The 12,376-nt window shown below is 62.3% G+C and carries 12 protein-coding genes; 11 read left to right on the top strand and 1 reads right to left on the bottom strand.

The annotated features are described in order from the left end of the window. Positions 1-9 precede the first annotated feature (9 nt). The 11 genes from OF122_RS09710 (at position 10) to rpmG (ending at position 11,646) form a co-directional block, all read left to right on the top strand. Positions 10-840, top strand: coding sequence for a Rossmann-fold NAD(P)-binding domain-containing protein (locus tag OF122_RS09710; RefSeq protein ID WP_264227559.1), 831 nt, complete (start codon positions 10-12; stop codon positions 838-840). Further along, on the top strand, positions 837-1,232 hold the full coding sequence (locus tag OF122_RS09705; protein ID WP_264227558.1) for a DUF4345 domain-containing protein: 396 nt from the start codon (positions 837-839) through the stop codon (positions 1,230-1,232). The genes OF122_RS09710 and OF122_RS09705 overlap by 4 nt, the downstream gene beginning before the upstream one ends. Positions 1,233-1,292: 60 nt before the next feature. Next, positions 1,293-1,796: an anthrone oxygenase family protein gene (locus OF122_RS09700; RefSeq protein ID WP_264227557.1), complete on the top strand. Its 504-nt coding sequence runs from the start codon at positions 1,293-1,295 to the stop codon at positions 1,794-1,796. A 69-nt stretch (positions 1,797-1,865) separates the two neighbouring features. Continuing rightward, positions 1,866-2,843, top strand: a complete 978-nt coding sequence (locus tag OF122_RS09695) for an aspartate carbamoyltransferase catalytic subunit (protein ID WP_264227556.1) — start codon at positions 1,866-1,868, stop codon at positions 2,841-2,843. Then, complete coding sequence (gene pyrC / locus OF122_RS09690) at positions 2,836-4,134, top strand: dihydroorotase (protein WP_264227555.1); 1,299 nt, start codon at positions 2,836-2,838, stop codon at positions 4,132-4,134. The genes OF122_RS09695 and pyrC overlap by 8 nt, the downstream gene beginning before the upstream one ends. Beyond that, a complete protein-coding gene (gene plsY / locus OF122_RS09685; RefSeq protein ID WP_264227554.1) occupies positions 4,131-4,733 on the top strand; it encodes a glycerol-3-phosphate 1-O-acyltransferase PlsY in 603 nt (200 codons plus the stop codon). The genes pyrC and plsY overlap by 4 nt, the downstream gene beginning before the upstream one ends. 10 nt (positions 4,734-4,743) lie before the next feature. Then, positions 4,744-5,859, top strand: a complete 1,116-nt coding sequence (dprA, locus tag OF122_RS09680) for a DNA-processing protein DprA (RefSeq protein ID WP_264227553.1) — start codon at positions 4,744-4,746, stop codon at positions 5,857-5,859. 186 nt (positions 5,860-6,045) lie between these two features. Continuing rightward, complete coding sequence (gene topA / locus OF122_RS09675) at positions 6,046-8,640, top strand: type I DNA topoisomerase (RefSeq protein WP_264227552.1); 2,595 nt, start codon at positions 6,046-6,048, stop codon at positions 8,638-8,640. 9 nt (positions 8,641-8,649) lie between these two features. Next, a complete protein-coding gene (gene rnr, locus OF122_RS09670) occupies positions 8,650-10,944 on the top strand; it encodes a ribonuclease R (protein ID WP_264227551.1) in 2,295 nt (764 codons plus the stop codon). A 3-nt stretch (positions 10,945-10,947) separates the two neighbouring features. Next, the gene (locus OF122_RS09665) at positions 10,948-11,376 is read left to right on the top strand and encodes a DUF983 domain-containing protein (RefSeq protein WP_264227550.1); all 429 of its coding nucleotides are present in this window, start codon (positions 10,948-10,950) and stop codon (positions 11,374-11,376) included. A 102-nt stretch (positions 11,377-11,478) separates the two neighbouring features. Beyond that, positions 11,479-11,646: a 50S ribosomal protein L33 gene (gene rpmG, locus OF122_RS09660; protein WP_014130775.1), complete on the top strand. Its 168-nt coding sequence runs from the start codon at positions 11,479-11,481 to the stop codon at positions 11,644-11,646. A 90-nt stretch (positions 11,647-11,736) separates the two neighbouring features. On the opposite strand, the gene OF122_RS09655 is transcribed toward rpmG, so the two are convergent. Further along, positions 11,737-12,345, bottom strand: coding sequence for a hypothetical protein (locus OF122_RS09655; RefSeq protein WP_264227549.1), 609 nt, complete (start codon positions 12,343-12,345; stop codon positions 11,737-11,739). Between the last annotated feature and the right edge of the window lie 31 nt (positions 12,346-12,376).

Genomic DNA, 12,376 nt, shown 5'->3' with positions numbered 1-12,376 from the left:
AGAGAAGAAATGACGTTCGACAACCCCATTCTCGTCATTGGCGCGACCGGCAAGATCGGCTCACGCGTCGCCAGCCGTATGGCCGCGTTGGACCATGCCCACCGCGCGGTTTCGCGCTCCACCAACCCTGCCTTCAATTGGGAGGACCCCGCGACCTGGGCAGACGCAATGCGCGGCATGCGCAGCGCGTTCGTGACCTACGTACCCGACCTCGCCGCGCCCGGCGCACCTGAAGTCGTCGAACACCTTGCCGCCGTGGCCAGAGCAGAGGGACTGCGCAAGATTGTCCTCCTCTCGGGCCGTGGCGAACGCGGAGCCGAACTTTCCGAGGACAGATTGAGCCGGAGTGGTCTTGATTATGCTGTCGTTCGCGCCAGTTGGTTCAATCAGAACTTCGATGAAGGCATGCTGCTGCCGTCCATCCTTTCGGGCACGCTTGCCCTGGCCGCCGGCGACAAACTCGAGCCCTTCGTCGATGCCGACGACATTGCAGACGTGGCCGTCGCGGCACTGCTCGATGATCGGCACAACGGCCATACCTATGACGTGACCGGACCACGGCTCATGACCTTTGCCGATGCCGCGAGCGAAATAGCCGCAGCGGCCGGACGCGCAGTCAATTACGTCCCGCTCAGCATCGAAGACTTCCACGCCGCATTGCTGGCTGAAATGGGCAGGGCCGAAGCTGACCTGCTGACCAGTATCTGCGCCGAAGTGTTCGACGGGCGCAATGAATGGGTGGGCGACGGCGTCCAGAAGGCACTGGGGCGCGAACCGCGTGATTTTGCGGATTACGTGCGCAACGCGATCGCCAAGGGCGCATGGCGGCAGGCTGCATGATGGAGCGACTGGAAACCATCTATCTTTTGGCCGCCGGCGCTGTCGCGCTCCTGATCGGGCTGGGAATGGTCGCCCTGCCGGACCCCTTCTACGCAGGCTATGGCATTGATCCGGCAGCATCGACCGATCTGGCAAACGAGTTGCGTTCGCCGGGCCTTTGGTTTGTATTGGTCGGTGCCACCATGGGGCTCGGTCCCTTCCGGCCCGGTCTGGGCCGCATCGCGCTTGGTATCGCAGCGGCATTCTATCTCAGCTACGCTGCGGCGCGCGGCGTTTCCTTGGTTCTTGATGGCCTCCCCGGCTCGGGAATGTTGCTAGCAATGATGTCCGAACTTTTGCTCGGTACAATCGGCGCGCTGCTTGTTTGGCGACGACGATCCACCCGGAGATGACAAAGGCGCTGTCATCGCACCGCAACGCATGCACGATAAGGCCAACCAACGGAGAACGATATGACCTATTTCGCGGGCATACTGGCCACGCTGGCCTTCATCACCAGCGCCATCATGGCAGGTTTTTTCTTTGCCTATTCCATCTCGGTGATGTGGGGCCTGGACGCGGCGGCGCCAGCTTCTGCGATCGATGGCATGCAAGGCATCAACACGGTGATCCAGAACCCCTGGTTCTTCCCCAACTTTTTCGGCGCTCCGGTCTTTGCCGTCCTCGCTGCCATCGTCTTTTTCTCCATGGGACTGCGCGACGTCGGCATCGTCTTCGGATTGGCCGCTCTCGCCTATCTGATCGGCGCCTTCGGCATAACCGTAGCTGTCAACGTCCCCATGAATGAAGCCCTGGGTGCGGAATCTATCCCCCAAGAGGCCGAAACTGCCCGCGCGCTCTGGGTGGACTATTCGAGCCGCTGGACCTGGTGGAACCACATCCGCACCCTCTCCAGTATCGTCTCGACGCTGCTTTGCGGCATTGCGATATTTCTCGCCGGGCGGTCAATGGCCTAAAATCGCCAATAGGGCCTTGCCGTTGGCCGGACCTTGGGGTACGCACCGCTAGTCGCAGTGGGAACCCCTATGGCACGTCCAGCACCCGACACGTCGGACACATCCTCGGCCTCCTTTCTCCCTTTCCGTTACAGGCATTTGTTGGGAATCGCCCAGCTCAATCCGGTCGAGATCATCGACCTTCTGGATCGGGCCGAAGCGATGATCCCCATCTCGCGCCAGCGCAAGACGCTGCCGAGCTTGGCGGGCAAGACCCAGATCAATCTGTTTTTCGAAAACTCGACCCGCACCCAGGCGAGTTTCGAGATCGCCGGCAAGCGGCTGGGCGCAACGGTCATGAACATGGCCGTACGAACCTCGTCAGTCGCCAAGGGCGAAACGTTGATCGATACGGCGGCGACGCTGAACGCCATGCAGCCCGACGCCATCGTCGTGCGGCACGGATCGTCCGGCGCCGTGGAACTGCTGAGCCAGAAGGTCGAATGCGCAGTGCTCAACGCCGGAGACGGGGCCCATGAGCACCCCACCCAGGCGTTGCTCGACGCGCTGACCATCCGCCGCCACAAGGGCCGTCTGAACGGGCTGACCGTGGCGATCTGCGGCGATATCGCCAACTCGCGCGTCGCCCGCTCCAACCTCATCCTTCTTGGCGCCATGCAGGCCCGCACCCGGGTCATCGCGCCAAAATCGCTGCTGCCACGCGGCATCGAGCAGATGGCCTCCGAAGTCTTCACCGACATGGATAAGGGCCTCGAGGGCGCCGATGTGGTGATGATGCTCCGCCTCCAGAACGAGCGTGCCTCTGGCAAGCTTATCCCGTCGGTGCGCGAATATTACCGCTTCTACGGCCTGGACGCCGACAAACTGGCCAAAGCCAATACCGATGCTCTGGTCATGCACCCTGGCCCGATGAACCGCGGCGTGGAGATCGATCCGGCCATCGCCGATGGGCCACAATCGGTAATTACCGAACAGGTCGAGATGGGTGTGGCAGTGCGCATGGCGGTGCTCGATGCGCTGCTCAACAAGGAGGACGGCAGTGAATAAGCCCCTCCTTATAGAAAACGCCCGCATCATCGATCCAGCAAGCAATGCCGACTTCACCGGTGCGGTGCTGATCGAAAACGGCCGCATCGCCGACATTGTCGAAGGCAAGGCACCGGGCGCTCCCGAAAAATCCGAGATTATCGATTCCAGGGGTCTGGTGCTGGCGCCGGGCCTCATCGACATGCGGGTGTTCACTGGCGAGCCCGGCCACGAATACCGCGAGACGCTCAAGAGCGCCGGTCGTGCGGCGGCTGCGGGCGGAGTGACTTCGATCCTCGTCATGCCCGACACCCAGCCGGTGATCGACAACAGCGCTTTGGTCGAATTCATTGCGCGTCACGCAGAAGCCACCACTTGCGTCAACGTCCTGCCCACCGCCGCGATCACTACCGGCACCGAGGGCAAGGACCTCACCGAGTTCGGGTTGCTCAAGGAGGCGGGTGCGATCTGTTTTACCGAAGGACGAAAAGCGCTGCAGAGCAGCGCTGTGATCCGCGCCGCCATGGTCTATGCCACCAATTTCGACATGCCGATCATGCACCTGGCCGCCGATGCCCACCTCGTATCCGACGGAGTGATGAACTCGGGTCCTCTGGCCACCTTCCGTGGGCTTAAGGGCATCCCGGCACAAGCCGAAACCATCCCGCTCGATCGCGACCTGCAACTGGCCCTGATGACCGGCGCGCGTTACCACGCCGCTGCGATTTCGACGGCCCGTTCCGCCGAACTGGCCGCATTCTACAAACAGCGCAGCAATGCCATTTCAGTCGGCGCGTCGATCAACAATCTGTGCCTCAATGAAAACGACATCGGTTCATACCGCACCTTCTTCAAGCTCAACCCGCCCCTGCGAACCGAAGACGACAGGCTGGCCCTCGTCGAAGCGCTCAAGGATGGAACCATCGACGTTATCGTCTCCGATCACGACCCTCAGGATGCCGAAGGCAAGCGCCAGCCCTTTGCCGATGCGGCAACGGGCGCCATCGGGCTCGAAACCCTGTTGGCCGCCGCGATGCGGCTCGTCCATTCGGGCGATACAGATCTGATGACCACCCTTCGCGCCATGACAGCCCGGCCCGCCGAAATCCTCGGTATTGAGGCCGGACGTATCGCCAAGGGCGCCAAAGCCGACCTGTGCCTTTTCGATCCGGACTATCCCTGGATTGTCGAGGAAGCTACCATCCGCTCGCGTTCGACCAACACGACTTTTGAGAACGCCCGCATGTCCGGAAAGGTCATGGCGACCCTGGTCGGCGGGCAGATCGTTTATAGAGAGGAAGCCTTCGCATGACCCAATATGCGCTGGCCCTTATATTGGGTTACCTGCTCGGCTCGGTTCCTTTCGGGTTTGTTATCACCAGGGCAGCCGGCCTCGGCGATGTGCGCACCATCGGCTCGGGCAATATCGGCGCGACCAACGTCCTACGCACCGGTCGACGCGACATTGCGGCGCTGACGCTGGTTCTCGACGCTGGCAAGGGCGCGGTTGCGGTAATGATCGCCAATTGGCTGTGGGGTTATGAGGCTGCGATGGTCGCCGGCGTGGCGGCCTTTCTCGGCCACATCTTCCCGGTCTGGCTGGGCTTTAAGGGTGGCAAGGGTGTCGCAACTTATGTCGGCATCCTTCTGGCGCTCAACTGGCCGATCGGTCTGATTTTTTGCGCCACCTGGCTGCTGATCCTGGTTGCCCAGCGCTATTCATCGCTCGCCGCCCTGACCGCGGCGGCCACCGCTCCGATGTTTGCCTTTGCATTTTCGGGGGCGCAGTTGACTTGGGTCACGGGGATCCTTTCAATCGTGCTGTTCATCACGCACCGCGAGAACATCATGCGGCTGATCGCCGGAACCGAAAGCAAGGTCGGCAGCAAGAAGAACGCCGGACAAGACTAGGCCGAAACAGATGACGCGCTCGAGTTTGACCCCACCCCAGCGCGTATCCTGGCTCCGCCTCATCCGCTCCGACAATGTGGGGCCGACCACCTTCCGCACGCTCATCAACCGCTTTGGCTCGGCCGAAGCGGCCTTGGATGCCCTGCCCCACCTGGCCCGGTGCGGCGGCGGGCAGCAAGTCAGAATCCCCAGTCTCGATGAGGCCGAAGACGAGATCGCACGCACCGAAGCGATAGGCGCGCGGCTCGTTGCCATCAACGATCCCGATTATCCGCCCCACCTGCGCCACGTCGCTGGCCCGCCACCAATGCTGACCGTGATGGGGGGCACCGCTTTGACCGGCAAGCGGACGGTAGGCATCGTGGGCGCCCGCAACGCCTCGGCAGCCGGTCGCCGCATGGCGCAACTGCTCGCGACCGACCTGGGGCGCGAGGGCTGTGTTATCGTTTCGGGCCTGGCCCGAGGCATCGACGCGGCCGCGCATCACGCCTCGCTCCAGACGGGAACCGTGGCGGTAATGGCCGGCGGCCTCGACCACATCTACCCCCATGAAAATGAGAACCTCGCCCGCGCCATCGTCGAGGCGGGCGGCACGCTGGTCACCGAAATGCCGCTCGGATGGGAGCCGCGTGCCCGCGATTTTCCCCGCCGCAACCGGCTCGTGGCCGGCATCAGTCTCGGTGTGGTCATCGTCGAGGCCGCCAAGCGGTCGGGCTCGCTGATCACCGCGCGCCTCGCGCTCGAACAGGACCGGGAGGTCTTCGCCGTGCCCGGCTCTCCGCTCGACCCGCGCGCGGAAGGCGGGAACCATCTCATCCAGCAGGGCGCCAAACTCGTGACCGGCGCGCGCGACATCATTGCCGAACTCACCCATGCCGATCCGGCACGCCTGCCGCTGTTTGAAAACGAAATGATGGAGCCATCTCCATCAATCACAACCGCAGACCCTTCCGAAGACGAACGCGGCCGCCTGCTGACCGCCCTCAGCCACGCACCAACCGCGACAGATCTGTTGATCGAAACCACCGGCATTGCGGCGCCGGTCATGCAGATCCTGCTGCTCGAACTCGAACTGGCGGGCCGGATCGAGCGCTCCGCCGGCCATCTTTTCGCACTCAAGGCATAAGTCTCGGCATGCGGTTTCACCCGCGTTGGGGCTCATGGAAGCACCGCCAATCGACTGCAATAACCGCACGCAATTGACAGAAGCGAACGCTTTCACCATTTTGCGCGGACCTTGTGGGCGGGTGTCTTCCGCCCTATCTCCACCCCTTCAAGGCAATTCTCTCTTATTCGCGGAGCCGTCACAGGCATGAAAGTCGTCATCGTCGAAAGCCCGGCCAAGGCAAAGACCATCAACAAATATCTGGGCAAGGACTTCGAGGTTCTGGCCAGCTTTGGCCATGTGCGCGACCTGCCCGCCAAGGACGGATCGGTGCGGCCCGACGACGATTTCGCCATGAGCTGGGAGGTCGATTCCAACTCCAAAAAGCGGCTGGCCGACATCACCCGCGCCCTCAAGGGGGCCGACGAGCTGATTCTGGCAACTGACCCGGATCGCGAAGGCGAGGCCATTTCCTGGCACCTGCTCGATGCCCTCAAGGCCAAAAAGGCCATCAAGGCCGACATGCCGGTCAAGCGCGTGGTGTTCAACGCCATCACCAAGGACGCCGTGACCAACGCCATGCAGCATCCGCGCGATATCGATGCGCCGCTGGTCGACGCCTATCTGGCGCGCCGGGCACTCGATTATCTGGTGGGATTCACGCTCTCGCCGATCCTGTGGCGCAAGCTCCCGGGCTCGCGCTCGGCGGGCCGGGTGCAATCGGTCGCCCTGCGACTGGTCACCGAGCGCGAGGAAGAGATCGAGCGCTTCAAGCCCCAGGAATACTGGAGCGTCATCCCGACCCTCAACCAGTCCGGCAAGAGCTTTGCGACACGGCTTCATTCGGTCGATGGCGACAAGACCGACAAGCTGGCCATCAAGACCGGCGAAGACGCCCAAGGTCTGAAAACGGCAATCGAGAAGGGCAATTTCAAGGTCGCCAGCGTCGACAAGAAGCCCACCAAGCGCAATCCGTACGCGCCCTTCACCACCTCCACCCTGCAGCAGGACGCCTCTTCGCGGCTTTCGCTTTCGCCCTCGCGCACCATGCAGATCGCCCAGCGCCTCTATGAGGATGGGTTGATCACCTATATGCGGACCGACGCCGTGCAGATGGCGCCCGAGGCTATCGAAGCGGCCCGCCGGGTGATCGGCAAGGAATTCGGCACCGAATACGTGCCCGAAAAGCCGCGCCTCTACCAGACCAAGGCCAAGAACGCCCAGGAAGCGCACGAGGCGATCCGCCCCACCGATCTGGGCAAGCACCCCGATACGCTTCGCAATCTCGACCCCGACCAGCACAAGATCTACCAGCTGATCTGGCGCCGCGCGCTGGCCAGCCAGATGCGATCGGCCGAAATCGAACGCACCACAGCCGACATCGACGTCGTTGCGGCGGGCCGTGCCATCACCCTGCGCGCCACCGGATCGGTCGTGACCTTCCCGGGCTTTCTCGGCGTCTATGGCGTTGAAAAGACCGACGAGGACGATGAAGACGGCAAGGACCTGCCCGCGCTCAATGTCGGCGACACCCCGGCACTCGAAAAAGTCGAGATCGATCAGCATTTCACCCAGCCCCCTGCCCGCTATACCGAAGCGAGCCTCATCAAGAAGATGGAAGAGCTGGGCATCGGTCGCCCGTCCACCTATGCAGCGACGCTGGGAACGCTCAGGGACCGCGATTACATCCGCATCGACAAGCGCGCCATCGTCCCCGAGGATCGCGGCCGCCTGGTCACCGCATTCCTGCAAAGCTTTTTCACCAAGTATGTCGAATACGGCTTCACCGCCGGGCTCGAGGAAGAACTCGACGAGATCTCGGCCGGCCGAATCGACTACAAGGAAGTGCTGCGCCGCTTCTGGAAGGACTTTTCCCATCAGGCCGACGAGATCAAGGATTTGCGGGTTTCCGAAGTCCTCGATGCGCTCAATGACCTTTTGGGCCATCACATCTTCCCCGAAAGGCCCGACGGAACCGACCCCCGCCTCTGCCCCACCTGCGGCACTGGCCAGCTTTCGCTGAAACTGGGCAAGTATGGCGCCTTTATCGGCTGCTCGAATTACCCCGAATGCCGCCATACCCAGCAATTGGCCGAAAGCGCCACCGGGCAGGCGTCCGAAGCGGCGCAGGGCGATGGCGTTCTGGGTACAGACCCGGAAACCGGCTCGGAAATCTATCTCAAGACCGGCCGGTTCGGCCCCTATGTCCAGCTTGGCGAAGACGCCAAGGATGCCAAGCGCTCCTCCATTCCCAAAGGTTGGGACGCGGGCGCCATGGATCTGGAAAAGGCACTGAAGCTGCTCTCCCTGCCGCGCGAAGTCGGCTTGCACCCCGAAGATGGCAAGCCGATCACTGCCGGGATCGGCCGTTACGGCCCCTTCGTGTTGCACGAGAAGACTTACGCCAATCTTCCTGATGTGGAGGAGGTTTTCACGGTCGGGCTCAACCGCGCCGTCGATCTGATCGCCCAGAAGCGGGCTGGCGGCGGGCGCGGAGGACGTGGCGCTGCCGTGGCGGCAATCCAGACCTTCGAGCATGACGATGGTCCGATTACCGTGCGCGCGGGCCGCTATGGTCCTTACGTCAACCAGGGCAAGGTCAACGCCACCCTGCCCAAGGATCTGGCCCCCGAGGCCGTGACGCTTGAAAAGGCGCTGGAACTGATCGTCGCCAAGGGCGGTTCGAAGAGTAAGGCGAAAGCCAAGCCCAAAGCGGCAGCAAAGAAGCCCGCCGCGAAAAAGCCGGCGACAAAGAAGACGACAACCAAAAAGCCCGCAGCCAAGAAGAAGGCTGAGGTCTAAAGGATAGAAATGGCCAGACGCACAGGAAAGACCCCATCGGCCCCTGCTCCGCGCAAGGGCCGGCGTTCGGCCAGTTTCACACCCGGTCAGCTGCCGACCCGCGAACAGATTCTCGAAGCGATTGCCGATTTCCCCGAGATCAATTCCAAGCGCGAGATCGCCCGGCATTTCAACATCAAGGGCGATGATCGCGTGCCGCTCAAGGTGCTGCTGCGCGACATGGAAAAAGAGGGCCTTCTGGCCCGCAAGCGCAAGGAATTGCGCCCCGTGGGCGAATTGCCCGCGGTGACCGTGCTCGACATTCCGGCCGATGCCGATCCCGACAACCTTCACGCCTTCCCGGCCAAATGGGATGAGGACGAGGGCGAAAAGCCCCGCGTGACCGTGTCCGTTGGCAAGGACGCCCGCGTCGTCCCCGGCCCCGGCGATCGCATTCTTGCCCGCATCCAGCGCGATGGCGGCACGGTGCCGACCTATACGGCCCGGCCCATGAAGGTGCTCGACAAGCCCCGCAAGGCCGATCTGGGCATCGTGCGCATGGACGATGATGGCGCGCGGCTGGTGCCCATCGAGCGCAAGGCCCGCGAAATGCGGATTTCCGCCGGCGATCTGGGTGACGCCAAAGACGGCGATCTGGTCGAAGTCGAAGTAACGGTTTCGGGCCGCATGATGATTCCGCGCGCCAGGGTTGTTAGCGTTGTCGGCAACCCGCAATCGGAAGGCGCAGTCAGCCTGATCGCCCTCCATTCGCTCGATATTCCCTACCGGTTCCCCGCCTCTGTTCTCAAGGAAGCCGAGCAGGCCCAGGAGGCAACGCTCAAGGGCCGCGAGGACTGGCGCGACATCCCTCTGGTCACCATTGACCCCGCCGACGCCAAGGACCACGACGACGCTGTTCATGCCGAACCCGATACCGATCCCAACAATGCCGGTGGATTCATCATCCGTGTGGGGATCGCCGACGTTTCCTATTATGTGAAGTCGGGCTCGACCATGGACCGCGAGGCTTTCCTGCGCGGCAACTCGGTCTATTTCCCCGACCGCGTTGTGCCGATGCTGCCCGAGCGCATTTCCAACGATCTGTGCTCGCTGCGTGAAGGCGAGAACCGCGCCTCCATGGCACTGCGCATCGTTATCGACGCCGAAGGCAACAAGAAGAGTCATTCCTTCCACCGGGTAATGATGCGCTCGGCAGCCAAGCTCAGTTACCAGCAGGCCCAGGCTGCGATCGACGGCCGGCCCGACGAAGTGACCGGGCCATTGCTCGAACCGATCCTCAAGCCCCTCTGGGCCGCCTACGAGGCCCTTTCAAAGGCCCGTGACCGACGCGGTCCGCTAGCGCTCGACCTTCCCGAGCGCCGCATCCGGCTCGATGCCAACGGCATGGTCGAAGGCGTCTATGTCCCCGAACGGCTGGACGCCCACAGGCTCATCGAAGAAATGATGATTCTCTCCAACGTCTGCGCCGCAGAGACGCTGGAAAAACACAAACTCGGCCTGCTCTATCGCGTTCACGACGCGCCGAGCCGCGAAAAAATCGTAACGCTGGGCGAGTTCCTGAAATCCCTCGACCTGCCGGTGCCGCGCAGCGAGGCCTTGCGGCCGAAAGATTTCAACCAGATCCTTTACCGTGCCGAAAAGGCCGGCAAGAGCCAGCAGGTCAACGAAATGGTGCTGCGCAGTCAGGCGCAAGCCGAATACGCTCCGGGCAATTACGGCCATTACGGCCTTAATCTCGACCGCTATGCCCACTTCACCTCGCCCATCCGACGCTACTCCGATCTGATCGTCCATCGCGCCCTGATCCGGGCAGTTGATCTTGGCGATGACGGCCTGACCGTGGCCGAGGAACAGCGTCTGGGCTCGATCGGCGAGCACATTTCCGCCACCGAGCGCCGCGCCATGGTCGCCGAACGCGAAACCGCCGACCGGCTGCTGGCCCAGTATCTCGCCGCCCATATCGGTGCCCGCTTCACCGGAAAGATCGCCGGCCTCGTTGGCGCGGGGCTGTTCGTGCGGCTCGATGAGACCGGCGCCGATGGCTTCGTTCCCGTTTCCTCGCTCGGCCAGGATTATTTCCGCCACTTCGAGGACCAGCAGGCCCTGATCGGCGAACGCACCGGTGAGCGGTTCCGAATCGGTGATCGCGTCGAGGTGCGACTGCTTGAAGCAGCGCCCATGGCTGGCGCGCTGCGGTTTGAAGTTCTATCTGAAGGTGAACGGGTCAAGCCGCCCGGTCCAACGCGCGGTCGCAGAGACCGCAAGGGCAAGCCGACGCCGCGCGGGCACCGCGCGAGGAGATAGCCGATGCCATATACCGACCTGACATTGCGACCGGCCCGGCCCACTTGGCCGGCCATGCTCAATGGCATGAAGTGCCGGTGTCCCAATTGTGGCCAGGGAAAGCTCTTTTCCAGCTACCTCACGGTCGTCGATCAATGCGACGTCTGTGGCACCGAACTCTTTCACCATCGTGCTGACGATGCCCCGCCCTATATTGTGATTACCATCGTCGGACATCTGGCCGTCGGGGCAGTTCTGCACATGGAAATGAGTTCGACCCCGCTCCATCCCCTGACTTACCTCTGGGTGATGATCCCGCTCATCATCATCTCCTCTCTGATCCTGCTGCCGATCACCAAGGGTGCCGTCGTGGGTCTGCAATGGGCGCGCTACATGCACGGCTTTGACCCCGCCGGCGCGCATGACGATTTCGAGGACGACGAGCGGAGTTGATCCGCTTGACTTTTGGCGCGAAATGCATAGTTTGCGCCCAACTCATTTCCTGAGCCGTGCGCAAAACCGTCGCGCGGCCTGTTTGTTTCAAAGGCTACCGCGATGGCAAAGTCCAACACGATCAAGATCAAGCTGGTTTCGACAGCCGACACCGGCTTTTACTACGTCGCCAAAAAGAACACCCGTACCGCGACCGAGAAGCTCTCGTTCCGCAAGTATGACCCGGTTGTTCGCAAGCACGTTGAATTCAAGGAAGCCAAGATCAAATAATTTGGTCAAAGGCCCCTTCTGAACGAACATGAACCCCGCCATTCAGCGGGGTTTTTTGTTGGTCGCATCGAGCAGTCGCAAGCGGACGGTCTAGAAATGCTGGCGAAGACCCACTGTCGTCGCATTTGCCGAACCGGCGCCGATTGTGCCCCAGGCGCCGGATCTGTGATGGAGCCTCCAGAATACCTCCGTGTCCGGATTTTGCACCGAAGACAGCGCAATTTCCGGACTGAGGTAAAACAACAACTCCGGTGAGCCCCCTTCGGAACGTGCACGCCGCTGTTCGGAGCTCATCGAGCCGGTGACGGCGCTGAGACCGAACGTCACCGAAGGCGATACTTTCACAGCTTCGCCCAATTCGATTCCGTCGTGCCCCACATATGGCCCTGACCACACTTCTGCGCTGGTCGTTTCACCCGCGCGAACTGCACCGCCCGTTTCCCATCCGACGGCGATACCGTCGTCCCGGACAGGGCCGTCTTGCCGAACGCCAATACCCAGCACGACATTGTCCTCATAAGGCACGGCCACAGGATTGAATGACTGCCCAAAATCACCCTTCGTGTAGTGCCCGCCGAATATCGCGATGGAGTCCGCATAGAGCCCATCGTCCGAACTCGGCATCTCTTGAGCCTGCGGAAACGTGACGCTGGCAAGGAGCACAACTCCAACCAGTGTAACGGTCACCCAGCGTTGCATCCGATCCTCCTGGAGCCGCTATTGGCCATAG

The organism is Pelagibacterium flavum (genome assembly GCF_025854335.1).
GTDB classification, from domain to species: Bacteria; Pseudomonadota; Alphaproteobacteria; order Rhizobiales; family Devosiaceae; genus Pelagibacterium; species Pelagibacterium flavum.
Note: the sequence above shows the minus strand (reverse complement) of the source record. Positions and strands in the feature narration are given on the sequence as shown.

Excerpts from the sequence above, each read along its gene's own strand:
- OF122_RS09710 (WP_264227559.1), top strand. The coding sequence starts at position 10 with ATGACGTTCGACAACCCCATTCTCGTCATTGGCGCGACCGGCAAGATC.
- OF122_RS09705 (WP_264227558.1), top strand. The coding sequence starts at position 837 with ATGATGGAGCGACTGGAAACCATCTATCTTTTGGCCGCCGGCGCTGTC.
- OF122_RS09700 (WP_264227557.1), top strand. The coding sequence starts at position 1,293 with ATGACCTATTTCGCGGGCATACTGGCCACGCTGGCCTTCATCACCAGC.
- OF122_RS09695 (WP_264227556.1), top strand. The coding sequence starts at position 1,866 with ATGGCACGTCCAGCACCCGACACGTCGGACACATCCTCGGCCTCCTTT.
- plsY (WP_264227554.1), top strand. The coding sequence starts at position 4,131 with ATGACCCAATATGCGCTGGCCCTTATATTGGGTTACCTGCTCGGCTCG.
- dprA (WP_264227553.1), top strand. The coding sequence starts at position 4,744 with ATGACGCGCTCGAGTTTGACCCCACCCCAGCGCGTATCCTGGCTCCGC.
- topA (WP_264227552.1), top strand. The coding sequence starts at position 6,046 with ATGAAAGTCGTCATCGTCGAAAGCCCGGCCAAGGCAAAGACCATCAAC.
- rnr (WP_264227551.1), top strand. The coding sequence starts at position 8,650 with ATGGCCAGACGCACAGGAAAGACCCCATCGGCCCCTGCTCCGCGCAAG.
- OF122_RS09665 (WP_264227550.1), top strand. The coding sequence starts at position 10,948 with ATGCCATATACCGACCTGACATTGCGACCGGCCCGGCCCACTTGGCCG.
- rpmG (WP_014130775.1), top strand. The coding sequence starts at position 11,479 with ATGGCAAAGTCCAACACGATCAAGATCAAGCTGGTTTCGACAGCCGAC.
- OF122_RS09655 (WP_264227549.1), bottom strand. The coding sequence starts at position 12,345 with ATGCAACGCTGGGTGACCGTTACACTGGTTGGAGTTGTGCTCCTTGCC.